The 26,219-nt window shown below is 67.2% G+C and carries 23 protein-coding genes; 8 read left to right on the top strand and 15 right to left on the bottom strand.

Annotated elements, in window-relative coordinates; genetic code table 11:
* Positions 1–242: 242 nt before the first annotated feature.
* The 4 genes from J7I84_RS14710 to J7I84_RS14725 form a co-directional block, all read right to left on the bottom strand.
* Positions 243–1,232, bottom strand: coding sequence for a Ppx/GppA phosphatase family protein (locus tag J7I84_RS14710; protein WP_214945297.1), 990 nt, complete (start codon positions 1,230–1,232; stop codon positions 243–245).
* Between the two features lie 7 nt (positions 1,233–1,239).
* Positions 1,240–1,659, bottom strand: coding sequence for an SseB family protein (locus J7I84_RS14715; protein ID WP_214945298.1), 420 nt, complete (start codon positions 1,657–1,659; stop codon positions 1,240–1,242).
* Positions 1,660–1,711: 52 nt separating this feature from the next.
* Positions 1,712–4,438 carry a type I DNA topoisomerase gene (topA, locus tag J7I84_RS14720; RefSeq protein WP_214945299.1) on the bottom strand — a complete coding sequence of 909 codons (2,727 nt, stop codon included), beginning with the start codon at positions 4,436–4,438 and terminating at the stop codon, positions 1,712–1,714.
* Positions 4,439–4,561: 123 nt separating this feature from the next.
* Positions 4,562–6,211: a class I SAM-dependent methyltransferase gene (locus tag J7I84_RS14725; protein WP_214945300.1), complete on the bottom strand. Its 1,650-nt coding sequence runs from the start codon at positions 6,209–6,211 to the stop codon at positions 4,562–4,564.
* Between the two features lie 43 nt (positions 6,212–6,254).
* Here J7I84_RS14725 and J7I84_RS14730 point away from each other — a divergent pair, with 43 nt between their 5' ends.
* Complete coding sequence (locus J7I84_RS14730) at positions 6,255–6,731, top strand: hypothetical protein (protein ID WP_214945301.1); 477 nt, start codon at positions 6,255–6,257, stop codon at positions 6,729–6,731.
* A 51-nt stretch (positions 6,732–6,782) separates the two neighbouring features.
* On the top strand, positions 6,783–7,334 hold the full coding sequence (locus tag J7I84_RS14735; RefSeq protein ID WP_251046662.1) for a hypothetical protein: 552 nt from the start codon (positions 6,783–6,785) through the stop codon (positions 7,332–7,334).
* 19 nt (positions 7,335–7,353) lie between these two features.
* Here J7I84_RS14735 and J7I84_RS14740 read toward each other — a convergent pair whose 3' ends face one another.
* Positions 7,354–8,250, bottom strand: coding sequence for a rhodanese-related sulfurtransferase (locus J7I84_RS14740; RefSeq protein ID WP_214945302.1), 897 nt, complete (start codon positions 8,248–8,250; stop codon positions 7,354–7,356).
* Between the two features lie 149 nt (positions 8,251–8,399).
* Here J7I84_RS14740 and J7I84_RS14745 point away from each other — a divergent pair, with 149 nt between their 5' ends.
* On the top strand, positions 8,400–9,092 hold the full coding sequence (locus J7I84_RS14745; protein ID WP_214945303.1) for a GNAT family N-acetyltransferase: 693 nt from the start codon (positions 8,400–8,402) through the stop codon (positions 9,090–9,092).
* 86 nt (positions 9,093–9,178) lie between these two features.
* On the top strand, positions 9,179–11,554 hold the full coding sequence (locus J7I84_RS14750) for a DEAD/DEAH box helicase (protein ID WP_214945304.1): 2,376 nt from the start codon (positions 9,179–9,181) through the stop codon (positions 11,552–11,554).
* A 31-nt stretch (positions 11,555–11,585) separates the two neighbouring features.
* Here J7I84_RS14750 and J7I84_RS14755 read toward each other — a convergent pair whose 3' ends face one another.
* The 7 genes from J7I84_RS14755 to ssd all read right to left on the bottom strand — a co-directional run bounded on the left by J7I84_RS14755 (position 11,586) and on the right by ssd (position 17,071).
* On the bottom strand, positions 11,586–11,957 hold the full coding sequence (locus tag J7I84_RS14755; RefSeq protein WP_214945305.1) for an Rv3654c family TadE-like protein: 372 nt from the start codon (positions 11,955–11,957) through the stop codon (positions 11,586–11,588).
* Positions 11,957–12,361, bottom strand: a complete 405-nt coding sequence (locus J7I84_RS14760) for a TadE family type IV pilus minor pilin (RefSeq protein ID WP_311381149.1) — start codon at positions 12,359–12,361, stop codon at positions 11,957–11,959. The genes J7I84_RS14755 and J7I84_RS14760 overlap by 1 nt, the downstream gene beginning before the upstream one ends.
* Before the next feature lie 86 nt (positions 12,362–12,447).
* Positions 12,448–12,954 carry a DUF4244 domain-containing protein gene (locus J7I84_RS22065; RefSeq protein ID WP_251046663.1) on the bottom strand — a complete coding sequence of 169 codons (507 nt, stop codon included), beginning with the start codon at positions 12,952–12,954 and terminating at the stop codon, positions 12,448–12,450.
* 160 nt (positions 12,955–13,114) lie between these two features.
* A complete protein-coding gene (locus J7I84_RS14770; RefSeq protein WP_214945306.1) occupies positions 13,115–13,723 on the bottom strand; it encodes a type II secretion system F family protein in 609 nt (202 codons plus the stop codon).
* Positions 13,720–14,520, bottom strand: a complete 801-nt coding sequence (locus J7I84_RS14775; protein WP_214945307.1) for a type II secretion system F family protein — start codon at positions 14,518–14,520, stop codon at positions 13,720–13,722. Before J7I84_RS14775 ends, J7I84_RS14770 begins: the two co-directional genes overlap by 4 nt.
* Positions 14,517–15,752 (bottom strand): TadA family conjugal transfer-associated ATPase, encoded by a 1,236-nt coding sequence (locus J7I84_RS14780; protein ID WP_251046664.1) that lies wholly within the window; start codon positions 15,750–15,752, stop codon positions 14,517–14,519. The genes J7I84_RS14775 and J7I84_RS14780 overlap by 4 nt, the downstream gene beginning before the upstream one ends.
* Before the next feature lie 65 nt (positions 15,753–15,817).
* A complete protein-coding gene (gene ssd, locus J7I84_RS14785; RefSeq protein ID WP_251046665.1) occupies positions 15,818–17,071 on the bottom strand; it encodes a septum site-determining protein Ssd in 1,254 nt (417 codons plus the stop codon).
* Positions 17,072–17,167: 96 nt separating this feature from the next.
* Between ssd and J7I84_RS14790 the strand changes: the two genes are divergently transcribed.
* Complete coding sequence (locus tag J7I84_RS14790; protein ID WP_214945309.1) at positions 17,168–18,904, top strand: bifunctional 3'-5' exonuclease/DNA polymerase; 1,737 nt, start codon at positions 17,168–17,170, stop codon at positions 18,902–18,904.
* Positions 18,905–19,064: 160 nt separating this feature from the next.
* Positions 19,065–19,253, top strand: coding sequence for a DUF1508 domain-containing protein (locus J7I84_RS14795; protein ID WP_214945310.1), 189 nt, complete (start codon positions 19,065–19,067; stop codon positions 19,251–19,253).
* A 3-nt stretch (positions 19,254–19,256) separates the two neighbouring features.
* Here J7I84_RS14795 and J7I84_RS14800 read toward each other — a convergent pair whose 3' ends face one another.
* Genes J7I84_RS14800 through J7I84_RS14810 form a run of 3 tightly spaced genes read right to left on the bottom strand, consistent with a single transcriptional unit; the run spans position 19,257 to position 22,158 of the window.
* Complete coding sequence (locus tag J7I84_RS14800) at positions 19,257–19,934, bottom strand: CoA pyrophosphatase (RefSeq protein ID WP_214945311.1); 678 nt, start codon at positions 19,932–19,934, stop codon at positions 19,257–19,259.
* Complete coding sequence (gene nth / locus J7I84_RS14805) at positions 19,931–20,725, bottom strand: endonuclease III (protein ID WP_214945454.1); 795 nt, start codon at positions 20,723–20,725, stop codon at positions 19,931–19,933. The genes J7I84_RS14800 and nth overlap by 4 nt, the downstream gene beginning before the upstream one ends.
* 44 nt (positions 20,726–20,769) lie before the next feature.
* Positions 20,770–22,158, bottom strand: a complete 1,389-nt coding sequence (locus tag J7I84_RS14810) for a hypothetical protein (RefSeq protein WP_214945312.1) — start codon at positions 22,156–22,158, stop codon at positions 20,770–20,772.
* 408 nt (positions 22,159–22,566) lie between these two features.
* Here J7I84_RS14810 and acs point away from each other — a divergent pair, with 408 nt between their 5' ends.
* Positions 22,567–24,588 carry an acetate--CoA ligase gene (gene acs / locus J7I84_RS14815; protein WP_214945313.1) on the top strand — a complete coding sequence of 674 codons (2,022 nt, stop codon included), beginning with the start codon at positions 22,567–22,569 and terminating at the stop codon, positions 24,586–24,588.
* A gap of 201 nt (positions 24,589–24,789) precedes the next feature.
* Positions 24,790–26,100 (top strand): ABC transporter substrate-binding protein, encoded by a 1,311-nt coding sequence (locus J7I84_RS14820; protein WP_214945314.1) that lies wholly within the window; start codon positions 24,790–24,792, stop codon positions 26,098–26,100.
* Positions 26,101–26,219: the final 119 nt, after the last annotated feature.

A 26,219-nucleotide genomic window follows, 5' to 3' on the forward strand; every position in this document is an offset into this window, starting at 1 on the left:
TCCAGGGCCAGGGGAGCCGCCCAATGGCAACCCACGGACCCTGTGAAACAGAAGGCCCCGGCCTCTTGCCTTGCCTGGCCCCATCCGGATACAGGGACATCACCGCCGGGATCAGATCCCGCCGCGCCGCCCACAATCCAAACAGCCACGGACTACACCAAAGCCGGCGCTGCGGGACCGCCCGGCGATAATGGACCGATCCCGGACGCGGCCAAAGCCCCGCGCCCCCCACCTCATATCGTCTAGACCGTTGCTGCCACCGGTGGTGCGCCTGCTACGTGGGGCGCGGGCTGCAGGGGCCCGGAAAACACCAGCTGGTCCAGGCGCCGCAGGATGAGCCCTTCACGCAGCGCCCATGGGCAAATGCGGAGCTTCTTGAACTTGAACAACTCCAACGCGGCCTCGGCCACCAAAGCACCGGCAAGGAGCTGGTGGGCTCGTGCCTCGGAGACACCGGGCAGGTGCAGCCTGTCTTCCGAGCTCATGGCCGAGATCCGCTGGGTCCAGATACCCAGGTCCGAGGCGTGCAGTTCCCTCTTGACGTACGGCCCTTCGGCGCTGGGGGCAGCGCCGGCGATCCGGGCCAGCGAACGGAAGGTTTTGGAGGTACCGGCCACCACGTTCGCCCGGCCCAGGCCGTCGAATTCGCGGACCGCGGGTTTGAGCGTGGCCCTGATGTAGCGCCGGAGTTCCTTGACACTCTTGGCGGTCGGCGGATCCTCCGGAAGCCAGTCCCTGGTGAGCCTGCTGGCCCCAAGCGGCACGGAGGTGGCCACCTCCGGCAACTCGTCCTGGCCGAAAGCCATTTCAAAGGAGCCGCCACCGATATCCAGATTCAGGATGGGGCCCGCGCCCCAGCCGTGCCAGCGCCGGACCGCGAAGAACGTCATGGACGCCTCTTCGCTTCCCGTGAGTTCCTGGAGGGTCACCGTGGTCTCGTGCTTGACCCTGGCCAGCACCGCGGGGCCGTTGGTGGCCTCGCGGATGGCCGAGGTACAGAAGGCCAGCAGGTCCTCGGCCTTGTGCCGCGCGGCGAACTCCCAGGCCTCCAGCACGAACTCGGTCAACTCGTGCTGGCCCTCGTCGCTGATGCTGCCGTCCGGTTCAAGGTACTGCACCAGGGACAGCGGCCGCTTGTGGGACGCGAACGGCACCGGCTGCGCGCCCGGGTGGGCATCCACCAGGAGCAGGTGGACGGTATTGGAACCGATATCGAGGACGCCTAGACGCATGGGGACATTATTGCTCGTCAGCCCGCTTGAAGTCGCGCCTGATATTGGCAACGCCTTCGGGATTGATCTCGAAACCGTACGCTGCTCCGGGGTTGATCACCATTCCCAGTTCATCGCCAAGGTTGGCGATGATGGCAGCACCCTGCGTGCCCAGCACGTTGGGAGCGGCTTCCAGATACTGCTGGTCCACCCTGCTGGGGTGCGAGAAAACGGCGAGGACAGGGTCGCCGTCGGCGTTGGCAAGAACCAGTGGCTCCACCTGGGAGTCCACACCCTCCACCGTGTCCGAACTAATGATGTAGACCTCGCTGTTGAGGAACGACAGGATCACGTCCACCGGGTTCGCTTCCGGCTGTCCGCCGGAAGCGAGCTTCTCTTCAAGGTCGTTGAGCGGCTGGAGGTCCGTGTGCGCGGGCTGTTCAGTCATTCCCCTAGCCGATCACGATCCGGTGGCCGGCGCAAACGCGCCGGCCACAACGCTACTTCTTGGCCGTTGCCTTCTTCTTTGCCGGCGCCTTCCGTGTGGCGGTCCGCTTGACCGGGCCTTTGGCGCGCTTCTCGGCCAGCAACTCGACGGCCTGTTCCCGCGTAAGTTCCTCAAGGGAGGTGGCACGGGGAACCGTAATATTGGTGATGCCGTCGGTGATGTAGGGCCCAAACCGGCCTTCCTTCACCACGATGTTCTTCTCGGACACCGGGTCCGGGCCGAACTCTGCCAGCGGCGGCACCGCGGCGCGGGCGCCGCGCTGCTTGGGCTGCGAATAGATCTCCAGGGCCTGTTCCAGGGTGATGGTGAAGATTTCCTCTTCGGAGCCGATGGAGCGGGAGTCGGTCCCCTTCTTCAGGTAGGGCCCGAACCGGCCGTTCTGCACCGTGATGAGGTTGCCTTCAGCGTCCTCCCCCAGTGCCCGGGGCAGGCTCATGAGTTGAAGCGCCTCGTCCAGGGTGACGGACTCAACGGTCATGGCCTTGAAGAGCGACCCCGTGCGCGGCTTTGCCTTGACCGGCTTCTTGGGCGGCTTGGGCTTGCCGTTCTTGTAGTACTCCACCGGCTGGGCGGCGATCTGTTCGTCGGTCATTTCGGGAATGACCTCGGTGACGTAGGCGCCGTAGCGGCCGTTCTTGGCCACCACGGTGTGTCCCGTATGCGGATCGGTGCCGAGGACGCGCTCCTCCGGCGCCGCCGTCTCCATCAGTTCGATGGCCTTGGCGGCGGTCAGCTCGTCCGGGGCCAGGTCCTCGGGCACGTTGGCGCGCGCCGATTCCACGATCTCGCCCGTCTTCGGGTCCACCACGGCGGCGGAGCTTTCGAGGTAGGGGCCGAACTTGCCCACCCTGAGGGTGATGTCGTCGGTGATGGGGATCGAATTGATTTCCCGGGCGTCGATCTCGCCCAGGTTGTTGACGATGCTCAACAGGCCGGGATCGGAATCCTCGCCAAAGTAGAAGTGCCGCAGCCAGGAGGCGCCGGCTTCCTGGCCGTTGGCGATCTTGTCCAGGTCGCCTTCCATGTCCGCGGTGAACTCGTAATCCACGTAATCGGAGAAATGCTGCTCCAGGAGCCGGATGACGGAGAAAGCGATCCAGCTGGGCACAAGGGCCGAGCCCTGCTTCCGGACGTAGCCGCGGTCCTGGATGGTGGAGATGGTGGAGGCGTAGGTGGACGGGCGGCCGATGCCCTTTTTCTCCAGTTCCGCGGTGAGGGATGCTTCCGTGAAGCGCGGCGGCGGGGAGGTTTCGTGGCCTACGGCCTGGATGTCCGAGGCCGTGAGGGAATCGTCCTTGGCTACGTTGGGCAGCCGGCGTGCTTCGTCCGAGTCGTCGTCGCCGCGGGTCTCGTCCTTGCCTTCCTCGTATGCGGCGAGGAAGCCGGGGAAGGTGATGACGGTCCCCGAGGCGGAGAACTCGGCGTCCCGCCCGTCGGTGGACACTGCACCGAGGCGGATGGTGGCCGTCGAGCCCTTGGCGTCGCCCATTTGGGACGCGACAGTACGCTTCCAGATGAGCTCGTAGAGGCGGAACTCATCCCCGGAGAGCTGCTTGGCAACCTGGGCGGGCGTGCGGAAGGAGTCACCCGCGGGGCGGATGGCCTCGTGCGCTTCCTGCGCGTTTGCGGCCTTGTTGGAGTACACGCGGGGCGACTGCGGAACATATTCGGGGCCGTACAGCTCGGCGGCCTGGCGGCGGGCCGCCGTGACGGCTTCGTCACTCAGGGCCGACGAGTCCGTACGCATATAGGTGATGTAGCCGTTTTCATACAGCCGCTGGGCCACCTGCATGGTGCTCTTCGAGGAGAAGCGCAGCTTGCGGCCGGCCTCCTGCTGCAGCGTGGAGGTGGTGAACGGCGCGGCCGGGCGGCGCGTGTACGGCTTGGTGTCCACCGAGCGGACGCGGAAGTCAGCGCTCTGCAGCCCGGCCGCCAGTGACGTTGCCAGTTCCTCATTGAGGTGGGCCACGTTCCGGGAGGTGAGCTCGCCGTCGTCGTTGAAGTCACGGCCCGTGGCAACCTTGGCGCCGTCGACAGCGGCGAGCTTGGCCTTGAATGAGCCGGACTCAGCGCCGAACTGGCCCGTCAGGTCCCAGTAGGAGGCAGCCTTGAAGGCCATGCGCTCGCGTTCGCGGTCCACCACCATGCGGGTGACCACCGACTGCACACGTCCGGCCGACAGGCCGCGGGCCACCTTGCGCCACAGCACCGGTGAGATCTCGTAGCCATAGAGGCGGTCCAGGACGCGGCGGGTCTCCTGGGCGTCCACCAGGTCCTGGTCCACGTCGCGCAGGTTGCCCATCGCGCGCTGGATGGCTTCCTTGGTGATTTCGCCGAACGTCATCCGGTACACCGGGACCTTGGGCTTGAGCACTTCCAGCAGGTGCCACGCGATGGCCTCGCCCTCGCGGTCCCCATCTGTTGCGAGATAAAGTTCGTCGGCGTCCTTGAGCGCGGCCTTGAGCTCAGTGACCTTCTTCTTCTTGTCCGGGGACACCACGTAGTAGGGCTTGAAGTCGTGGTCAATGTCGACGGCGAACTTGCCGACAGAGGTTTTCTTCAGCTCGGCAGGCAGTTCGGACGGCTGCGGCAGGTCGCGGATGTGACCGATGGAGGCCTCTACGATGAAGCCCTCGCCGAGGTACTTGGCGATGGTCTTGCTCTTGGCCGGAGACTCCACAATCACGAGTTTCTTGCCGGTTTTGGCCTTGCTTGGCACGGTGCTCCTACAGAAAAAGGTTGCTGGGGCAGATGAGCCCATGTCCGCCTAGTTCACCATATTTTGGGGAATCGTGCGCATTCATGTGGAAATGACGGGGCTCTGTTGAGGGCTTGAGGGGGCCTACGGCTGGGCTTCAATTCCGGCTGGAACGAGGAAGCCGTCACGGACCAGGTTGGCCACATCGGCGAGCAGCGCACCTTGGAAAGTCCCGGCGTCGAACCCCTCCCCGCCGCCCAGGAGGGCCTCCAAAGCCCCGGCGATCTGCCCGGCGGTAAGGTCGCCGTCGCACGCTGACACAAAGCCGGCCAGCTCGGTGCCCATCAGGTTGGTGCGCCGCAGCCCGGCACCCTGCCGGAGCAGGATGACGCCGGGGTGCTCGGCGCCCGGGCGCTGGTGGCGTTCCTCGGTGACGTCGTCCGCCACGAGCAGGTGCGTGCCGGCAAGGTCATGGGCAGCGAGCCAGTCGCTGCGTTCGACGGCGGCGCCCAGGTGCGGGCCGATGGGCTGCTCAATGGGGTAGGTGATTTCCTCGAAACGGCTGATGGCGGCCGGCGCATCGTCTGCGGGGCGCCGCAGCCACACCATGCCGAAGCCGATTCCGGCCACGTTCCGGGACCCGAAGTCGGCAAGGTAGGCGGCGTACGCTTCCCGGTAGTGCTGCCGGTCCCGGGACTCCGAGGCATCCTGCAGCCAGGTTTCGGCGTATTGTTCTGGGCTGACCTGTTCTCGCTGGATGAACCAGGCGTCCGTGCCCGGCCTGAGCCATGACTTTGGCCGTTCATCCCAGCTGCTGCCGGCGGCGACTTCCCAGTTACCGAGCATCTGGGCCCAACCGCCGGGCGCCAGGACACCGGGCAGGTCCGCCACCAGGGAGGCCACGATTTCATCGCCCGGCAGTCCGCCGTCGCGGTAGGTGAACTGGTCCGACGCGTCCTCGCCGGTACTGCGCGGGGTGATGACGAACGGCGGGTTGGAAACCACCAGGCCGAATTCCTCGCCGGCCACCGGTTCCAGGAGTGAACCTTGGCGCAGGCTGACCCTGTCTTCGAGGCGGTCAGGGTCGACGGAAAGCGCCTCTGCATTGAGCAGGATGTTGAACCGCGCGTAGGCCAGCGCACGAACGGAGATGTCGGTGGCGGTCACGTGCTGGCAGTGGTGCAGCAGGTGGAAGGCCTGGACGCCGCACCCTGTTCCCAGGTCAAGGGCGCGCTCGGTGTGGCGGCGGATTGTGGTCTGCACCAGGGTGGTGGATGCCTGCCCGATGCCCAGGACATGGTCGTGCCGGAGCACCCCCGCCTGCTGGTGGGCTGCCAGGTCGCTGGCCACCCATAGTTCCGCGCCGCCGCTGCCGTCGTCATTCTTATCCCAGCCGTATGGGCGCAGGTCGGCCTTCGCCGTGAGCAGCCCCGAGCCGGGGACGGACTGGACCAGCCCCAGGTCAAGGAGGCCGTCGGCGCCGGTGCCCGGCAGTGCGGCGTCGAGCGTTCGGCGTTCCTGCGGCTCGGCGAGGAGCCACAGGCGGACGACGGCGGCAAGCGGCGCGTCCCGGTTGTCCGCCCGCACTGCCTGTTCAACAGCGAGCAGCGCGGGGATGATCTGGTCCCGGTTCAGCGCGGCCGAGGCCGTCGGGCCCACCAGCCGTGCCACGCCGTCCAGCGTGTAGTCCACCCCGCGCAGGTCCGCGGCAAGGGCGGACAGCAGCGCGGGGAGGTCGCTGCGGGGAGCGTCGGGGGTGTTGCCGGCGGTGAACTCGTGTGGGGATCTAGGCACCGCCCAAGTTTAGTCCGGCGTGCCTGCGGGGTACGGTGGTCCCATGCCGTTCCGCCCTTCCCTCCTTCCGCGCGCCCGGCCGGCAGCTGTTGCGGTCCGCCGTTCGCTGCCGGGGACAGTAGCGGCCGCGGCCCTCTGCCTTGCCGTGGCGGGGTGTTCACCCGTGACCTCCGTGGAGAACGCAGATGTTCCCAAGTGGCGGGCCACCGCACTGCCGTCTGCTCCTGCGGGTGTTGTGCTCCAGGATTCAGGAAAGATCCTCAACCGGGACCGCATTGTGCAGGAGGCTGCCAGGGTGCCCGCCGGCAGCTATACGCTCACGGCGGTCTGCGACGGCACCGGCAAGGCGTTCTTCGCCGTGTCGCTGGACGGCAAGGCCGTGACGGAAGCCGGGGCAGCCTGCAACGGACGGCCGGAAACCACCAAAATCAGCCTGCCCACCGCTGGACGGGTCGAAATCAGCAGCTCCAGCGTGGACGCTCCGCTGCTCTACGCCTACCAGCTGGCACCGGCGCAATAACGCCCCGTTCCGGCTCTGGCCCGCCGCCCGCTGCGGGCTTAAAGTCGGACTATGCCCAGCGTGCGGGGAACCTCCGCGCCTCTTCCCAAGGGGACAGCACGGGCGCCGCAGGCACCGAAGCCGGCGGCCGCCGTCGCCCTTGGACTTGTGCTTGCGGCAGGTGCGCTGGCGGGCTGTGAATATACGTACGACGACGGCCGGGCCGGCAGCGCGACAGTCGCCCCGGCGCCGGACTTCACCCGCGACCCGCTGCAACAGGATCCGGTGAGCGAGGCGGAGCTGGGTGACTGGGTATCCCGCGCACTTCCGGCCACCACCGGCCCGGTGGTCCAGGCCGACGCCGGGCTGCTGGCTGCCGGGCAGGACCGGACAGCCTCGTCGCCGGTGCTGGCAAGCGGGACCTACGTTCTGGCCATCGCCTGCCGCAGCCAGCGCCGGGTCACATTCACAGTCCGTACCGAGACCCTCACCTTGGTGGACCTGGGCCTTCGCTGCGGCATCAACCGCGAGAACGTCATTTATCTGTCAACGGACAGCGTCCTCACGGTCAGGGTGGAGGCCAGGACCGCGGCGAACTACGCGTTCCGCGTGCACCGGCTCTGATGCTCCCTGGTCTCCGGACTCAGGCCGCCGCGCAGCCTTCCGGGCAGCGGAGTGTTTCCGGGCTCGCGGCACACTCGGCGCAGTACAGGGTCAAGGTGCGGCAGCTGGGATTGGAGCAGTTCTCGAATTTGCTGGTGGGCGCCGAGCAGCGGGTGCACTCGCCAATGGTCTTGGCGTCCTCGCTGAACTCCAAATGCATGCGCTTGTCAAAGACGTACAGCGAGCCTTCCCAGAGCCCCTGGTCCTTGAACGTTTCCCCGTACCGGACGATGCCACCGTCCAGCTGGTACACCTCCTTGAAGCCGCGGTTTACCATCAGGCTGGAGAGCACCTCGCAACGGATTCCTCCGGTGCAGTAGGTCACCACGGGCTTGTCCTTCAGGGCGTCGTACTTGCCGGACTCCAGCTCCTTGATGAAGTCGTGGGTGGTGGCGACATCGGGCACCACCGCGTCCTTGAACCGGCCAATCTGCGCTTCGAACGCGTTGCGGCCGTCGAAAAAGACCACGTCCTCGCCGGCCCGCTTCCGGGCGTCCACGAGTTCGTGGAGTTGCTCCGGCTTGAGGTGCTTTCCGCCGCCCACCACGCCGCCGGCGTCAACCTTGAGTTCTCCGGGCGCGCCGAAGGAGACAATCTCGTCCCGCACTTTCACGCTGAGCCGCGGGAAATCCTCCGCGCCGCCGTCGGACCATTTAACGTCAATGCCGCGGAACCCCGCGTACTCGCGTGTGGTCTTAACGTACTGTTTGACGGCGCCGATTTCCCCGCCCACTGTGGCATTGATCCCGTCCCTGGAAATGATGATGCGCCCGGTCAGGCCGAGCTTTTCGCACAGGGCACGCTGCCAGAGGCGGACGGCGTCCGGGTCGGCAAGGGGGGTAAAGCCGTAAAAGAGCACGATCTTGTTCAAAGCCACGTATTTAAGGGTACCGGCTGCGCTGCCGGCCCGGTCCTGGCCCGTGCAGATCCTGGCTTGAGGCACCGGCGTGCGGGGCCGTATCACAATTGCATAAGCACTGGCGCACCCCCTGTTGCTTGCGATCCGGCTGGAATAGTGTTCTAGCCATGAGCCCGGAAACCCTGGTTGAAGACATCACTGGCCTGCTCGAAGTGTGGGTTGCCGGCTGGGCCGGATGTCGCGGCTACCGGACCTCCACGGAGGGCCGTTTTCCCGCCGCGCTGCGCGCTGACACCAGTGGCGAGTGGGAAGTGTTCGCGTCCGAACCGACGGATGACGAGTTTGCCGCCCTCGCCGCCGGGACGGCCGGGTCCCCCGCCCGGGTATTGACCATCCTCACCAACGACCCCTCCCGGTACGCCGCCCTGGCAGCCCGGCAGGGGCTGAATGTCACCTCCGATTCACAGAAGATGATGATTGTGGACATGGAGACGCAGGACGCGGAGGACCCTTGGCTTTCCGACGACGACCTGAGCCTGTCCACGTTCGAGCAGGATGGCGTCCACTACGCGGAGGTCCGCTCCGGGGACACCCTCGCGGCCAGCGGCAGGGTGTTCGTGGTGGGTGATACCGCTGTGTTCGACAAGATCATCACCGAGCCGGCGTTCCAGCGCAGGGGCCTGGGCAGTTTCATCATGCGTGCGCTCGCGGCCCAGGCCTTCGGGCACGATGTCCGCACCGGCCTGCTGCTGGCGTCCCTGGACGGGCAGAAGCTCTACTCGCATCTTGGCTGGACCACGGTGGCCCGGGTCCTGATGCTGTCGGCGTCCCATGACGGAGCGGACCTTTCGCTGAGCTGAGCCAACTCATCCGGAGTGCCGCCCTGCGGTTTTCCCGTGGGCGAACCGTGGGCTTGCGGTCCGGCCCCGGATGAAAGAATGGTGGGGTGAACCCCCATGACTCCCTGATTCCTTTGCTGGGCCGCGGCCCGGAACCGGAACAGCTCCGTCATGTCCGCACCATCCCGGCGCGGGAGGCAGTCCACGCGCCCTGGCCGGAATGGGTTCATCCTGACGTTACTGAGGCATACGGGGCGCTGGGAATCCGCGAGCCATACCGGCACCAGGTGGACGCGGCCAATGCAGCTCACTCAGGGGAGCATGTTGTGGTGGCTACCGGAACTGCGTCCGGGAAGTCGCTGGCGTACCAGTTGCCGGCGCTGGATGCGATCCACCGGTCCGAGCTGCGTGTGCTCGCGGACCCGGGAAAGATCCACGACGACGGCGCCGTCACCCTTTACCTCTCCCCCACTAAGGCGCTGGCGGCGGACCAGCTGAACGCCATCCGCGCGTTGAAGCTGCCCACGGTGCGGGCGGAAACCTACGACGGCGACACCGATCCCTCCGCCCGCAGATGGATCCGGGACCACGCCAACTTCATCCTGGCCAACCCGGACATGCTGCACTTCGGCATCCTTCCCAACCATGCGTGGTGGGCCGGTTTCTTCCGCCGGCTGCGCTACGTCATCGTGGACGAAGCGCACAGCTACCGGGGTGTGTTCGGATCACACGTGGCCAACCTGATGCGGCGGCTCCGCCGGATTTGCTCCTATTACGGGGCAGGAACCGCGTTCCCCGAGCCCGTGTTCATTGCTGCCTCCGCCACCGCGTCCGACCCCGACGTTTCCTTCTCCCGCCTTATCGGCGCCCCCGTGAGGGCGGTGTCCCGCGACTGCTCGCCGCATGGGGCCACAACTGTTGCACTGTGGGAGCCGGCCCTGACCGACATCCGGGGCGAAAACGGAGCCAAGGAGCGGCGGACGGCCGTGGCCGAGACCTCCGACCTGTTGGCCAACCTGGTATCCGCACGGGTCCGTACCATCGCCTTCATCAAATCCCGCCGCGGCGCGGAGACCATCTCCGCAATCACCAAGCGCCTCCTTGACGAGGTGGACCCGAGCCTCCCGCAGCGGGTGGCCGCCTACCGCTCTGGATACCTGCCGGAGGAACGCCGGGCGGTGGAGAAATCCCTGCGCTCCGGCCAGCTGCTGGGCGTTTCCAGCACTTCTGCCCTGGAACTGGGCATCGATATCTCTGGGCTGGATGCAGTGCTGGTGGCCGGCTGGCCCGGCACGCGGGCATCCCTGTTCCAGCAGATCGGCAGGGCCGGCCGGGCGGGCCAGGATGCCATTGCCGCATTTGTGGCCAGTGATGATCCGCTGGACACCTTCCTTGTAAACCACCCTGAAGCGATCTTCGACGTGTCCGTCGAGGCAACGGTCTTTGACCCCTCCAACCCCTACGTGCTGGGACCGCACCTATGCGCGGCGGCAGCTGAACTTCCGTTGGGGCCGGCCGAGCTGGACCTCTTCGGGCCAACCGCCGAAATGCTCCTGGACCGGCTGGTGACGCAGGGCTACCTCCGCCGCCGCCCCGCGGGCTGGTTCTGGACCCATTCGCAAAGCGCGGCGGCAATGGTCAACCTCCGGTCAGACGGTGGCGGCCCGGTCAGCATCGTCGACGCCGGGACCGGTTCCCTGCTGGGAACCATGGACTCGCCGCAGACCCACTACCAGGCACACACCGGGGCGGTGTATGTACACCAGGGCGATACCTATGTGGTGGAGGACCTGAACGAAGACGACCATTGCGTCATGGTCCGCCGGGCCAACCCCGACTACTACACGACAGCGCGCGATATCACCCAGATCGAGGTCCTGGACACCCTTCGGACGATGCAGTGGGGCGACGTTACCGTGCACTTCGGCGACGTGAAGGTGACCACCCAGGTTGTTTCCTTCCAGCGCAAGGCCCTGATTTCCAATGAGGTCCTCGGCGAGGAGCCGCTGGAACTCGGTGCACGTGAACTCTTCACCAAAGCGGTCTGGTTCGTGGTGGACAACCGCTCGCTGACCGGCGCCGGCCTCATCGAAGCGCAGTTCCCGGGAGCCCTGCATGCCGCGGAGCACGCCGCGATAGGACTCTTGCCCTTGGTGGCATCCAGCGACCGGTGGGACATCGGCGGGGTCTCCACTGCCTTGCATGCCGACACCGGGGTGCCCACCATCTTCGTGTATGACGGGCACCCCGGCGGAGCCGGTTTTGCTGAGCGGGGATTCGATAAAGCCATGGTGTGGCTGGCAGCAACCCGCGACGCCATCAAGGCCTGTGAGTGCGACTCCGGCTGTCCGTCCTGCGTCCAGTCCCCCAAATGCGGAAACAAGAACAATCCGCTGGACAAGGCCGCCGCCGTCACCCTGCTGGAGGTGCTCCTCAAGGACGCCACGGAGGCCTTGCCGGCTGACCTGGGAGCCAGCAGCTGACGCCGGGCCACGGTCATCCCCAGGGTCATCCCTATGGCGGAGGACCTGCCCGGGCACGTCCGGTCGCGGCGCCCAGCAGCGGATGCCCGCCGAGCTCAGTGCGCACCTCGATTGTCTGGCCCGCACCCTCAGAGCAACTAAGGACCGTGGCAGCGTGGCGGCCTGCCACCTCGGCGGCGACAGTGCAAGGCTCCCCTACCGTGATGCCGCGGAGGGCGTCGGCCCCGGCAAGAGCCGCCAGGTCCGCGGCCGCTGCCGCCCTGCTTGCGAGCACGGCGGACTGGGCCAGCAGCAACATGACGGCCATGGCCGTCATAACCACCAGTGCCAGCACGGCAGCAAGGACTGTCCCCGAACCGCGCTCACGGCCATCGGGGGCGCCCTGCTGCCCCGCCTCTGCCATCACCCACGGCCCTTGCTGGCCGGCAAACCAGCGCTGCCGCTGGTGCCGCCGGTTCCCGCCGTCTCGCTGAGCGTGGAAGCGCGTGCGGTGAGGGTCCACGGAATGGAGGAACCCAGGAGTCCGGACACCCGGTCGGTGACGGTGACGTTGAACCATCCGCCGTCGGCGGCAACTGACGCGGTTGCGGAGCCGCCGACGAGCGTCCTGACGGTCCGTTCCACCGCAGCCGGGTCGTCACCCCGGGCCATGGCCCTGGCACCGGCCCGGGCTCCCTCTTCGATGCGCAGCTGCGTCATGCCCGCTGCGGCTCCCGCAAGCAGCATGGCCAGCAACGCCAGCACGGCCGGCAGCGCCACGGCGAACTCGGCTGTCACGGTGCCCCGGGCGTTCGCCGTTTCATCCACTGCTTCCGGGCCCCTGTTGTGGCAGCCCACACTGCGCGTCGCTGCTTCCAGGGGCTTCCATGACGGAAGCACTCCCGCCCAACGCGTCACGGCAGCGCCAGGGCGGTGCGGATGAGGTTCAGGAGGAAACCGCGCACTTCGTCGCTGCGGAGGATGAACACGAGCAGCCCGGCAAATCCCACCGCAGCCAGGGTAGCAATAGCGTATTCGGCCGTAGCCATCCCGGCTTCCGAACCCAGCAGCCTGACGCCGCGCCGGGTCTTACGGGTAAAGCCCGCACCGGGGTTCGGCTCCACCATGTTGCTGCACGGCGGGAACGATGCCCTCGGGACGGGTGCACCAAAGGATGCTTTCGGGAAGAGTGCGCGGGGAACCGTCCCGTTCCGGCCGAGGGCAGGGACAGTTGCCCGGACGGGGGCAGGGACAGTTGTCCGGAGAGGGACAGGGGCAAAAGTGTACGCCGTGCTGCCGGTGTTGCAAGGGTTGTCGGTTGGTCCCCCGGGAATCCGCCTGGGGGCGGCAGGTATCGGCCTGGAGGCGGCGGACGACGACATTCCGGTGGAGTAATTGCGGCGGTAGTAGTTGATGGACATCTGGTTTCCTTCCGTTGTTGCCGGTGGCTTCCCGGCTTTCTTGACTCTTCCCGGCGGAGTTGTTGCCGGTAAGGGAGGGAGTGCGCTAAGTGGAAAAGCTGTCCTGCTCCAGCCCTGTGGAGGAAGGGACGGGCGGCGGGGCCGGGAGCGACCGGGACGGCTAGGAGCCGGAGGGCACCAGTGCCAGCAGCACAGGGACAACCCCAAGACAGATGAACGCCGGGAGCGAGCACAGGCCCAGGGGAACCACCAGCTTCACGCCAAGCGACGCGGCCCGCTTCTCCGCCGCCCGAAACCGTTCGCGGCGAAGCCTTGCAGCCTGGGCGTACAGGATCGCGGATGACGGCGCGCCCGTAACTGCAGCGAAACCGAGGGCGTCCCGGAGCTCCAGGATTTCGGGCAACCGGACGGCGGAGCTCCGCCAGGCTGTTTCCCAGTCAGCGCCAATAGCCAGCGCCGAGACCACCGGCCGCAGGGAGTCCCGGTACTGTGGCGCAGCCGACCCAGCCACCAGGTCGAGGGAGCGGCCAATTCCGGCTCCGGCATCCAGCATCGCCGCCACAAGCTCAAGCATCATGGCCGTATCCTTCAGGCCGCCACCGCAACTTTCTGCCGACGACTTGGTCGCTGCAGCCTGCTGCAGCCTTGCAGCGGCAGGAAACAGGCGGCGCAGCCGTTGGCGCGGCCTGTCGCGGCTGGAACAGGCAAGCCAGGCGCCGGCCGCGAGCAGCAGGAACAAGGCCAAGCCGGGGGCCCAAACGGGGGTCATGGCGTTCCTGCTCCTGCAGCCGCCGAAACCAGCCGGGCAGACCAGGCCCTTCCCGCCGCGGTGAGGACCACCCCGCCCACCAGCGCGGCCAGTCCAAGGGGCGTTCCCAGCAGGGTGGCCAGCGGATCCACGCCCAAGGCAGCCCCGAGCCCAAGACCCATCAAGGGCAGCCAGGTCAGGAGCCGGACGGTGGCTTTGGGCCCGGCGAGAGCCGTCTGCCGTGCCGCATCTGCGTCATCTTCCGCTTCCAACTGGGCCGCGAACCGGGTCAGTACGTCGGCGAGCGGACACCCGCTGGCCTCGGCGATGTCAAAACAGGCAGCCAGCTCCAACCAGGTCCTGGCCTCCCTGTCCCGTGGCGGGAACGCAGAGGAGACCGCCCGGCGGATGGTTTCGGAAACTGGAGCTCCGGTGGCGGCTGCGGCACGCGCGGCTGCCAGGACTGCAGCTGAATGCTCTGGCAGCACTGCCCCGGACAGCGGCGCGTCCCCTTGAAGCCGCTGCCCGTTTTCACCCTTGCCGTAAACCGCCCACAGCTCGTCCCACAGCCGCCCGGGAGTCCGTCCACCCCTGAGCAATGCCGCCAACTGCTGCACCACCAGAGTCAGGCCCGGTCCCTGCGTCGTTGCCGCGAACCCTCCGGCCGCCCTGACCCACGGCAATACCCGGCCGTTTCCGGCACCGGGCGCTTTCGTCCTGTTGCCGGTTAGTGCGCGCAACCTGGAAGCAGCATCCAAGGGAGGCTTGAGGAGCAGCAGCACCGCGCTGCACAGGAGCATGGTGAGAAGAAGCGTCACAGGATGGCCCCGGGACCGATATCCAACCGGGCTGCCAGCGCCGGCCATGCGGGACCCGGGACCCCGGATTCCTCAACGGCGGGCATCACGGTCAGTCCTTGCGGGCCATCGGCGATGAGCCCAATGCACAGAATTTCCCTGCCCTTCGGAGTCCTGCCCACATGGATGACAACATCAAGCGCGCTGGCGGCCTGAAGCCGCACAGCCTCCGGCCCGAGCCCGGCGAGTGCCCCGAGGGCGTTGAGCCTGGCCGGGACTGCGGCTGCCGTGTTCGCATGGATGGTTCCTCCGCCGCCGCTGTGCCCGGTATTCATCGCGGTCAGAAGCTCGCGGACTTCAGCGCCCCGGCATTCCCCCACCACCAACCTGTCCGGGCGCATGCGCAACGCCTGGCGGACCAGCTCCCCCAAGTCCACGGCGCCGCCGCCTTCAAGGTTTCCGTGACGTGACTCGAGGGCCACTACATGGGGATGGACGGGGTTGAGTTCGGACGCGTCCTCGATCAGGACCAGCCGTTCCTCGCCGGAACACAGGCCCAGCAGGGTAGACAGCAGTGTGGTCTTTCCGGACCCAGTCGCCCCGCTGACCAGGAAGCTCAACTTCCTGTCCACAATCCTCTCCAGCACCGTCTGCACCCGCTGGCCAAACATGCCGCCCGCGCGCAGCTCCGCCATGCTGAAGACCCGCTCCCTGCGGATCCGGACGCTCAGCAGCGTCCCGGACGTGGAAACCGGCGGCAACACGGCGTGGACACGGTAGCCGCCGGCAAGCCTGACATCGACACATGGGGAACCGTCATCCAGGCGGCGACCGCCGGCGGCCACAAGCCGGCAGGCCAGGGCACGCAGCTGTGCCTCGCCATCGAACAAGACAGGTACACGCTCGATACCCCGGCCGCGGTCCACCCACACGGAATCCGGGGCATTGACGAAAATGTCCGTTACGGCAGGATCCCGGGTGAGCTGCTGCAGCGGGCCCAGTCCACTGAGCTCAGCGCTGATCCTTTCCACCGCGGCAAGCGCTCCGGCGGTGCCCAACATCTTGCCGGTGGCCTGTACGGCTGCGGCAACCCGCGAGGGTGTTACTGCTCCGGCCTCCGCCATCATCGACTCACGTACCGATTCCAGCAGCCCCGAATCAACGGTGCGGCCAGTACCGGCTGCCGCACTGCTCCGCGCGGGGCGGCCCGCCTGGTTCGCCTCGAGGATCCGGGCACTGCGCCGTGCGCCCAAGCCTCCTGACCCAGCTGTGCTGCCCGTTTCGCCGGCAGGAACTGAAAGCGTGGTGGGCAGCCGTCTCATGCGATATCACCCGCCTTCAGGTCCTCTCCAAGCCAATCGAGTACCGTGCCGCCGAAATGCCGGATGGTCCGCCGCTTCCCGAAGTCCAGCAGGCGGCCCGATTCCATGGCTCCCGGGACGGCCCGCAGTTCGGGTATCCGGCCCTGGACAGGCAGCCCTACGGCGTCAGCGATCAGGGAACCGTCCAGCGCCGAACCGGGCCGCGCCCGCACCAGCAGGGCAGCCTCCACCGGCGGAAGTTCCTGCAGCAGGCGTACCGCCGCCACCGCTGCCTTCAGCTGCGCCGGAACCACCACCATGATCCGGTCGCAGTCCCAGGCCACCGTATGGAGCGGTTCCGCACCCCGGCCCACATCGACAACCACCAGCTCATAACCACGGCGGGCAGCGTCAAGCACGCCCGCCGTGGCAGCAGCAGCGACGGGGGCCGGCTGCTCCCGGGTTGCGGGCCAGGACAGGAACGAAAAGCCTCCTGCCACGGGCAGGGAATCTGAGAGCTGCAGGGGGTCGATGCTGCCCCGCGCCTCCGCGAGGTCCGGCCAACGCAGCCCGGGGTTGTCCTCGGCGGCGAGCGCCAACTCCAAGCCTCCACCCCAGGGGTCGCCGTCAACGAGCAGGACGCGTACCCCCAGCCCTGCCGCGGCCTGGGCTATCCAAATGGCGGCGGTGGTTGCACCGGCCCCGCCGCAACCGCCCGTGATGCCCAGGACCAGCCCGCCGGGCCCCGGCGAGCGCGACCGGCTGAGATGGTCCGCCAGCCAGGCAGCGGCATCGGGCAGCACGGCAACACGTTCGGCACCCAAGGCGGCGGCCAGATGCCAGAGGCTGTCTCCCTCACCGTCAAGGCCCACCATGACCGCGGGCGTGCGCCGCCGCGGTGGCAGCTCCCGCACATCGCTGCCCACCAGGACGGCCGACGCAGCGTCCCAGTAGCGTCCGGCCTCCACGGCATCCGGAACAACGCGCAGCCGGGCGCCGGCGGCTGCCACTATGCGCTCCACTTCGGCCCGGAGGACTCCGGAGGAGGTAACGAGAAGCACCTCACCCGAACCGTCCGGGCCCAAACCCTCCGGCCCCGAGCCACCCGGTGCTGAACGTCCCGGCAGGGAACCGTCCGGCAACCAGGAGGCGGCCTCCGCCGGCGCCGGCAGGGAAACGAGGGATGGTGGGGCCGGGTCCGGTGGCCGCCGGGAGGAAACTGCGGCCTGCCCCGGTCCGGAATGCGGTGCGTTCAGCTGGTGCCTGCTCATGGAGCCACTCTGCCGTGGCCGCAAGCCGCAGTTAAGGGAGCACACCCCCTATGTGGACAAACAGAGCCACCGCTCCCGACAGGGCACAATGGGAGCATGTACCTGCTGCTCGCCGCCCACCCCCGCGGTGCGGCCCTGCAGGAGCTGACCCAGTCCGGCCCCGCCCAGCCAGCCAACGCGGAGCCCCGGGTGGTGGCACCGGGCGAGCTTGCCGCCGTCGTCCGTGAGCTGGAAGCCCGGCGCGCCGGCGGCCAGCCACCCCGCTGGATCTGGCACCGGACGCAGGACTGGTACCCCGCACTGCTCGCATCAGGCGTGGAGGTGGAGCGCTGCTATGACGTCACTCTCTGCGGCAACATCCTGGCCTTTTCACAGTTCAGCGCCCATACGGAGTACGCCAGGAACACCGACAGGGTCCCGGTGGAGGATCCCTTACTTCCGCCGAAAGCGCTGCAGCCGCCGCGTCCCCCAGCAGACCAGGGCGCGCTGTTCGACGATCCGGGCGCCGGGCCGGCGCCGGGATGGGGCCTTGATGAACTCCGCGCCGAGTACGCGGCCCAGCAGGGCGCCCTGGCTGCCGTGGGGACGGAAGGAAACCGCCGGAACCGCCTGCAGCTGCTGCTGGCGGCGGAGTCTGCGGCCGCCATGGTGGCTGCGGAAATGCAGCACACCGGCGTCCCGTGGCGGGAGGACCTGCACGAGCAGATCCTGGTTGACCATCTGGGTCCCCGGCCGCCCGCCGGACAGCGTCCGCAAAGACTGGAGGCTTTGGCCGCGGAGCTGCGCACCCTGCTCAACTCCCCAGGGCTCAACCCGGATTCACCGCAGGACCTGATGCGGGCCCTGCACCGCAACGGAATCGAGGTCAAGAGCACCCGGAAATGGGAGCTTCGGGAGTCCAGCCATCCTGTCATCGAGCCGCTGCTGGAATACAAGAAGCTTTCCCGCCTCCATACGGCCAACGGCTGGTCCTGGCTGGACGCCTGGGTGGACGGCGGCAGGTTCCGCCCCGAGTACGTGGTGGGCGGCGTTGTTTCGGGGCGCTGGGCGTCCCGCGGCGGCGGCGCACTGCAGATCCCGCGCCACGTCCGGGGCGCGGTGCACGCCGACCCGGGCCACAAGTTGATCGTCGCTGATGCCTCACAGCTGGAACCGCGAGTCCTCGTGGCCCTTGCGCAGGACTCCTCCATGGCTGAGGCCGCACGGGACCAGGACCTTTATGCCGGCATCGCCGCCAAGGGCTTCGGCGGGGACCGCGCCAAAGCGAAGATGGCCCTGCTGGGCGCCATGTACGGGGCCACGTCCGGTGAGGCAGGCCGCCTGATGCCGCAGCTGGCCCGCACCTATCCGCGCGCCGTCGACTTTGTGGAGCAGGCGGCGCGGGCGGGCGAAGCCGGCGGGACGGTGACCACCCGGCTGGGACGCAGCAGCCCTCCGCCGTCCGAGCGATGGTTCCTGAGCCAGCGCTCCACCACGGCCGAAGAGCAGCGCCGGGCAGAGTCCATCGCCAGGTCCCGGGGCCGTTTCACCCGGAACTTCGTGGTCCAGGGTTCGGCGGCGGACTGGGCGGCCTGCTGGCTGGCGGAATTACGACGGCGGCTGCGCACCCTTCGGACAGCGGGCACCGGGGGCGGCGGCGGGGCTGTCCGGGCGGAGCTGGTTTTCTTCCTGCACGACGAGGTGATGGTGCATGCGCCCTCTGACGGGGTGGACGCCTGCATTGCGGCTATCGAGGAATCGGCCGCGGCAGCGAAGGAGCTGTTGTTCGGGCCCGTCCCGGTGGAGTTCCCGGTGAGCCTCGCCGTCGTCGACTCCTACAACCTCGCCAAATAGCGCTCCTGGAGGGCGCGTCGGATACCTGCCTTGAGATTCAAAGTAACCTACCCGGCAGTAGCTCGACGGGTACGCCCCTGAAGGTTACAGTCGGAGCGGTGGCTGAAACAGGCCGGTCCACACGCTGATGCAACGACGCATACCAGGGAGGTCCCCGTCCATGGCGGGAAGATTCGAAATACACCGCGCAGGCGACGAGTCGTACCGGCTGCGGCTCACCGATTCCGAGGGCAACATCGTTGCGGTTTCGCCAACCTTCGGGTCCCTGACAATGCTCCGGGACGGCATCAAGGCCATGCGCGAGAATGCCGCCACCGGCGTCGTGGTGGATTTGCGCAAGCAGGCCTGAAGCCTAGACCCCCATGGGATGGAGCCGGTTCCGGTCCCAGGGAACCGACCAGCCGAGCTGGTCGAAGAGGCCACTCAGCACAATGCCGGTGAATCCCCACACCACCACGCCGTTCACGGTGAATGCGGGGCTGTCGAAGGTGCGGCCTGCCCGGTGGACGGTGGCCATTACCCTGTTGTCCGGGTCCAGCAGGTCCCGGACCGGGACGCGGAACACCTGGGCGGATTCGCCGTAGTCCACTACCCGGACCGGCGAGGGCGCCTGCCACCATCCGAGCACCGGCGTCACCAGGAAGTTGCTGTGTGCCAGGCCCAGCTCCTGCAGCGTCCCCAGTACTTCCACCCCGCCTGCGTTCAGGCCGGTTTCCTCCTCGGCTTCCCGGAGCGCAGCGGCCACGGGCGTTTCGCCCCTGTCGATGCCGCCGCCGGGAAACGCCACCTGCCCGGGGTGGGACCCCAGGGTGTGGGCGCGTTCCAGGAGCAGGACGTCGAGGTCTGCCGGCGCAAGTGGCTTGCCGGAGGCCGCGGGGACGTCGTCGAGGATGCCGAAGAGCATCAGGACTGCCGCCCTCCGCGCGCGTGAGGCATCGACGGTCAGGGCGGCCCAGCGGGGATCAGGAGGCCCGGCCGTTCCGGTCTCAGCCCGCCGGACCAGCTCGGCAAGGTCTTCGCGCGCGCTCACGGTGTCCTCTGCTGGGAAGCCATCCGGATCTCTGCGGCCCGGTGCTGTTCTGCGAGGTACTGCTCCAGGAGTGCCTCGCTGCCCGGGGCAAGCTCATATTTGAGGAGCTTTGCTGCCTTAGCGGCGTCGGTCTCCCCCAGCCCGTAGCTGGGGCACCAGTTGGCCACGGGACAGGCGCCGCAGGCCGGCTTCCGGGCGTGGCAGACGCGGCGGCCGTGGAAAATCACCCGGTGGGACAGCATGGTCCAGTCCCTGCGTTCGAACAGCTCCGCGACGTCCTTTTCAATCTGCACGGGATCTTCTGACTGGGTCCACCCAAACCGCTTCGCCAGGCGGGCGAAATGGGTATCCACGGAAATACCCGGGACCCCGAAGGCGTTCGCGAGCACCACATTGGCAGTCTTTCGCCCCACGCCGGGCAACGTGACCAGTTCCTCCATCCGTCCGGGAACCTCGCCGTCAAAGTCGTCCACCAGGCGGGTGCACAGTGCCAGGACGTTCCTCGACTTGGCGCGGAAGAATCCGGTGGGCTTGAGGATGGTTTCGAGCTCCGTGGGGTCCGCCTCGGCCAGGGACCGCGCATCGGGCCAACGCGCGAACAGTACTTTGCTGACCTGGTTGACCGTGACGTCGGTGGTCTGGGCGGAGAGGACGGTGGCCACGAGCAGTTCGAACGGGTTGCGGAAGTCCAGTTCCGCATGGGCGTACGGGTATTTTTCGGCGAGGGCCTTGTGGATGCGCCGTGCCCTCCGCTTCAGTGCCAGGACGGACTCGGCCGAGACCACGGGCATCCCCGCGGCCTGGCCGGTTTGGGTGCGGGTCCCGGCCACCGGCGTCAGCCGCGCTCGATGTTGGTGAGGTCGCGCAGCACGCCCAGCCGTCCGTCTGTGTGCTGGACCAGGAATTCGTGGCCGCGGTCCTCGAGTGCCAGCACCCAGCCGCCCGGTTCGATCACGAAGGCAGGTGCACCGGTACGGGGGTCGAAGGCGGTGCGGTGCTGGGCAACGGCAAACCAAAAGGCCTCGTGGATGGGCTGCCCGTCCATCTCATCGTGGCGGCTGGCCGGGTCCACCGTCGCCCCAATGGGCTGCTCGGCACGGACCTGCTGGTGAACGGCGGTGGCAGCGGGCGGCTCCCAGGCCGCCTGGGGAGCGTTGGCTGCGGGAACATCCCCAAGCTGGGTCTCCTCTGCGGCGGGCGCAGCGGAAGGGCGGACGACGTCGGCTGCCTGGGTGGGCGGGCCCGCATCCACCGCGGGGGTGCGGTCCGAAGCTTCGGGGGCGGTTGACACGGGCGCGGACGCCGCCGGGCCGGCCGCAGCGGGACCTGCGGCACCGCCGGCGACGGCAACTGCAGGAGCAGCGCCGACGGCGTCTGCCGACTTCGTGGCCCCTGCAGGGGCCACGGGAACAGCAGCGGTGGCGGGGGCCTGGGCGGCGGAACGGACAGGCTCAGGACTTGAGGGGGCGGGACTGGCAGGCCCCTGCTGGACGGCGGAGGAGCCGGCACCGGCACCGCCGAAGATTCCAGTGCCCTTGAAGCCGCCCTTTGACTGGTTGGCGCCAGACTCCGGTTTGGGCACTTTGGGGGACCGCGGCTTCCGCGTTGGGACCGCGGCTTCGCGTGCGACCACATGCGCCGGCACCTCTGGCCGGTCCTTGAAGTCGCCGGACAGATAGGGCACGAAGCGGCCCAGCACCGTGGCGGCGAACAGGACCAGCGAGCCGATCAGGCCCACCAAAAGAGTGGTCCCGTAGCCGGAAGCCACTGACAGGAAGAAAAAAGCGACAGCAAAGGAAGCCACCACGGAGGCGAACTGGTCGGCCGAGAACGACCCCACGCGGATCCTGGTGGCAGGGGCCAGGCGGCGTGCAGCGAACAGGGCACTGGCAATCAGCGGCAGGATGATGCCCAGTCCCAGGAAGAACAGGTTGTTCAGGTTCCACAGGTTGTACCGGGCGCCGAAAAGGGGCAGCAGGGACGCGACAAACAGGATCAGGGTGCCGGCGAAGACGGCAAGGTCCCGCACGGTGAACGGACCGAGAACCGCCTGGTTGGCGTTGGGGTCGATCTTTGCGCCGGCAGCCTTTTGCCCTGCGCCCTGTCCCTTGGCTGCGTTGCCGGCGGGGGTTGGGTGCCCTGGTCCCCCTGCGGTGGATCCGGAGCTTCCGGTCCCCGCCCCGGTGTCCGGGCCCGTTCGCTGGCCGAAGCTCTGCTGGTTCATTCTGCTCTCCTTAGCGTGGCGGCACCGGGCCCGGTCCGGACCCGAAAACTGTGCCGTCTTGACATGCGGTCCGGGCCTGGCACGGCACTGTTTGCGCCTGGCCGGAGCGGTCCGAAGTGAAGTCACAATTCCATCTCAGCCTAGTCAACAGCCTGCCTGATCACTAGCTGGAGCAGGCCCCCAGGGCCCCCGGACAGGTCATGAAGGCACCATTCACCGCTTAAAAAATGCCGCTCGCGGGTGCTTATGTGACGGCGGGCACAGAGGATGCGCGGCAAGCATTAGGCTAGGTTGCGGAACAGCTCTTTGCGGTATGTCCGCCCCGGCTGGTGCCCAATGCCGTACGAACGGCGGGCCTTGCGGCGGCGGCGTTCCGCGCGGCAAAGATCGATGAATGATGAGGTTCACATGTCCCAGGACACTCCCAGCTCCACGGCCACCGTTCCCTCCGCTTCCGCCCAGCCGGCAGGTCAGCAAGGCCACCAGGGCGATGCCTTTGCGAACCTGCTGCATGAGACCCGGGCCTTTCCGCCCTCCCCCGAGTTCGCGGCCGACGCCGTTGTCACCGCCGCCGAGTACGGGGAAGCGGATGCGGACCGGCCGGCGTTCTGGGCCAAGAAGGCGCGGGAATTGCTGACGTGGAGCAAGGACTTTACGCAAACCCTGGACTGGTCCAATCCGCCGTTCGCCAAGTGGTTCGTGGGCGGCGAAGTAAATGCCGCCTACAACGCCCTGGACCGGCACGTCGAGGCCGGCAACGGGGACCGTGTTGCCATCTACTTTGAGGGCGAACCCGGCGACACCCGGACCTACACGTACGCGCAGCTGACTGAGGAAGTGAAGAAGGCGGCCAACGCCTTCGAGTCCCTGGGCGTGGTCAAGGGTGACCGCGTGGCCGTGTACCTGCCCATGATCCCGGAGGCCGTCATCACCCTGCTGGCCTGCGCCCGGATCGGGGCGGTCCACTCCGTAGTGTTCGGCGGATTCTCCGCCGAAGCCCTCCGTTCGCGGATCGACGACGCCGAGGCAAAGCTCGTGGTCACCGCCGACGGAACCTACCGCCGCGGCAAGCCGAGCCCGCTGAAGGCGGCGGTCGACGACGCCCTGGCGCAGGACGGCCACACGGTGCAGAACGTTGTAGTGGTCAAGCGCAACGGCCAGGACGTGGACTGGACGGAGGGCCGGGACCACTGGTGGGCTGACACCGTGGAGTCGGCGTCTACCGAGCACACCGCCGTGGGCCACGATTCGGAGCACCCGCTGTACATCCTCTACACCTCGGGCACCACGGGGAAGCCCAAAGGCATCCTGCACACCACGGGCGGTTACCTTACCCAGACCGCCTACACCCACAGGGCGGTCTTTGACCTGCATCCGGAAACGGACGTGTACTGGTGCACGGCCGACGTCGGCTGGGTCACCGGACACTCCTACGTCGCTTACGCGCCGCTCATCAACGGCGCCACCCAGATCATGTACGAAGGCACCCCGGACTCCCCGCACCAGGGCCGCTGGTGGGAGATCGTGGAGAAGTACAAGGTCTCCATCCTGTACACCGCACCCACCGCCATCCGCACGTTCATGAAGTGGGGTTCGGAGATCCCGGCGAAGTACGATCTCTCCTCGCTCCGCGTGCTCGGCTCGGTGGGTGAGCCGATCAACCCTGAAGCCTGGATGTGGTACCGCAAGGTCATCGGCGGGGACAAGGCACCCATTGTGGACACCTGGTGGCAGACCGAAACGGGCGCGCAGATGATCGCCCCGCTCCCCGGAGTCACGGCCACCAAGCCTGGCTCGGCCCAGGTGCCACTTCCCGGCATTGCCGTGGACGTGGTGGACGAGATGGGCGAATCCGTTCCGAACGGACACGGCGGGTTCCTGGTGATCCGCGAGCCATGGCCGTCCATGCTGCGCGGCATCTGGGGGGACCCGGAGCGCTTCAAGGACACCTACTGGTCCCGGTTCGAGAACATGTACTTCGCCGGGGACGGTGCCAAGAAGGACGAAGACGGTGACATCTGGCTCCTGGGCCGCGTGGATGACGTCATGAACGTCTCCGGGCACCGGCTCTCCACCACGGAGATCGAGTCCGCCCTGGTGAGCCACCCCGCCGTGGCGGAGGCCGCCGTGGTGGGCGCCACGGACGAAACCACCGGGCAGGCGGTTGTCGCGTTCGTCATCCTCCGCGGCGACGCCGAGAACAACGGCGACGCCACCGTCCAGGAACTGCGCAACCACGTGGGCAAGGAAATCGGCCCCATCGCCAAGCCCAAGAACATCCTGGTGGTGCCGGAACTGCCCAAGACCCGGTCCGGCAAGATCATGCGCCGCCTCCTCAAGGACGTCGCGGAAGGCCGCGACCCCGGTGACGCCACCACCCTTTCGGACCCCACGATCATGCAACAGATCGCCCAGTCGCTCAGAAAGTAACATCGGCTTAGTATTCACCGCCGGAGCACCATTGGCCCCGCTTTCCCAGTATCCGCGGGAAAGCGGGGCCATTCTTGTTTGTGACGATTCAATCTTTCCCGTAGCGGGAATGTTATTTGCCGTTCTTCCATGTTCTCTTTTGTTGGGTTATAGTCGGCGTATGTGAGGTGGCTCACACGGCTATTTTTCAAGGGAGAGAACATGGCTTCAAAGTTCGATGCGTCCGCCAGCGCATTTCCAAGCAGGCGGACCATCCTAAAGACCGTCGGTGTGGGCGCAATTAGCCTGGCCGGCATGCCGTTCCTGGCAGCCTGTACGGGCGGCAGCGGCCCGTCGGCAGCCGGCTCCGCATCATCGGGCCTCACCTTCGGTTCCGGCTCCTCGGACGACGTCCCCAAGCGGGCCTACCAGGCACTCACGGATGCCTTCACTGCCAAGACCGGCAAGACCGTCACCACCAACGTCGTTCCCCACAATGATTTCCAGAACAAGATCAATTCCTACCTGCAGGGCTCGCCGGACGACGCGTTCACCTGGTTTGCCGGCTACCGGATGCAGTACTACGCCGGCAAGGGGCTGCTCGCACCCATAGACGACGTCTGGCAGACCATCGGCGGCAATTACTCGGACGCCCTGAAGAAGGCTTCCACTGGCCCCGACGGCAAGATGTACTTCGTTCCCAACTACAACTATCCGTGGGGATTCTTCTACCGGAAGAGCCTGTGGGCTGAAAAGGGCTACCAGGTCCCCGAGACCTTCGATGCGCTGAAGGCACTGGCCACGAAAATGAAGGCCGACGGCATCATCCCCATCGGCTTCGCCGACAAGGATGGCTGGCCGGCCATGGGCACGTTCGACTACATCAATATGCGGCTCAACGGCTACCAGTTCCATGTGGACCTCTGCGCCCACAAGGAATCATGGGACCAGCAGAAAGTCACTGCCGTCTTTGATACCTGGAAGGCTCTCCTGCCGTTCCAGGACCCGGCGGCGCTCGGCCAGACCTGGCAGGATGCCGCCAAGGCGCTGGAGGCAAAGAAGACCGGCATGTACCTGCTTGGGTCCTTCGTCACCCAGCAGTTCACCGACCCCGCGGTCCTGAACGACATCGACTTCTTTGCTTTTCCGGAGATCGCGATGGAAGGCAAGGACTCCGTAGAAGCCCCCATCGACGGGCTGCTGCTGTCCAAGAAGGGCGGGGACAACAAGGCTGCACGGGACTTCCTGGCGTTCCTTGGGACCCCCGAGGCCCAGGACGCCTACGCCAAGGTGGACAACTCGAACATCGCCACCGCCAAGGGCGCGGACACCTCGAAATTCACGCCCCTGAACAAGAAATGCGCGGACACCATCGCCGGCGCGAAGAACATCAGCCAGTTCTTTGACCGGGACGCTCTTCCGGCGATGGCCAACAACGTGATGATCCCCGCCCTGCAAAGCTTCATCAAGGACGGAACCGTTGACGTCAAAAACCTCGAAGCGCAGGCGAAGAACCTCTACGCAGCGCAGTAATTGAACGCTGCGCCGTAATTGAACGCAGCGCAGTCGTTGCACCGAAGGAACGACGACGGCGGCAGTGGGGTCCCGCCGTCGTCGATCCCCTCCTGCACCAGACCCAGCAAGGGAAGATT

The sequence above is a fragment of the Arthrobacter sp. ISL-85 genome (assembly GCF_018613675.1).
In the GTDB taxonomy this organism is placed as follows: domain Bacteria; phylum Actinomycetota; class Actinomycetes; order Actinomycetales; family Micrococcaceae; genus Arthrobacter.

Excerpts from the sequence above, each read along its gene's own strand:
- J7I84_RS14710 (WP_214945297.1), bottom strand. The coding sequence starts at position 1,232 with ATGCGTCTAGGCGTCCTCGATATCGGTTCCAATACCGTCCACCTGCTC.
- J7I84_RS14715 (WP_214945298.1), bottom strand. The coding sequence starts at position 1,659 with ATGACTGAACAGCCCGCGCACACGGACCTCCAGCCGCTCAACGACCTT.
- J7I84_RS14730 (WP_214945301.1), top strand. The coding sequence starts at position 6,255 with ATGCCGTTCCGCCCTTCCCTCCTTCCGCGCGCCCGGCCGGCAGCTGTT.
- J7I84_RS14735 (WP_251046662.1), top strand. The coding sequence starts at position 6,783 with ATGCCCAGCGTGCGGGGAACCTCCGCGCCTCTTCCCAAGGGGACAGCA.
- J7I84_RS14745 (WP_214945303.1), top strand. The coding sequence starts at position 8,400 with ATGAGCCCGGAAACCCTGGTTGAAGACATCACTGGCCTGCTCGAAGTG.
- J7I84_RS14755 (WP_214945305.1), bottom strand. The coding sequence starts at position 11,957 with ATGGCAGAGGCGGGGCAGCAGGGCGCCCCCGATGGCCGTGAGCGCGGT.
- J7I84_RS22065 (WP_251046663.1), bottom strand. The coding sequence starts at position 12,954 with ATGTCCATCAACTACTACCGCCGCAATTACTCCACCGGAATGTCGTCG.
- J7I84_RS14770 (WP_214945306.1), bottom strand. The coding sequence starts at position 13,723 with ATGACCCCCGTTTGGGCCCCCGGCTTGGCCTTGTTCCTGCTGCTCGCG.
- ssd (WP_251046665.1), bottom strand. The coding sequence starts at position 17,071 with ATGAGCAGGCACCAGCTGAACGCACCGCATTCCGGACCGGGGCAGGCC.
- J7I84_RS14790 (WP_214945309.1), top strand. The coding sequence starts at position 17,168 with ATGTACCTGCTGCTCGCCGCCCACCCCCGCGGTGCGGCCCTGCAGGAG.
- J7I84_RS14795 (WP_214945310.1), top strand. The coding sequence starts at position 19,065 with ATGGCGGGAAGATTCGAAATACACCGCGCAGGCGACGAGTCGTACCGG.
- nth (WP_214945454.1), bottom strand. The coding sequence starts at position 20,725 with ATGCCCGTGGTCTCGGCCGAGTCCGTCCTGGCACTGAAGCGGAGGGCA.
- J7I84_RS14810 (WP_214945312.1), bottom strand. The coding sequence starts at position 22,158 with ATGAACCAGCAGAGCTTCGGCCAGCGAACGGGCCCGGACACCGGGGCG.
- acs (WP_214945313.1), top strand. The coding sequence starts at position 22,567 with ATGTCCCAGGACACTCCCAGCTCCACGGCCACCGTTCCCTCCGCTTCC.
- J7I84_RS14820 (WP_214945314.1), top strand. The coding sequence starts at position 24,790 with ATGGCTTCAAAGTTCGATGCGTCCGCCAGCGCATTTCCAAGCAGGCGG.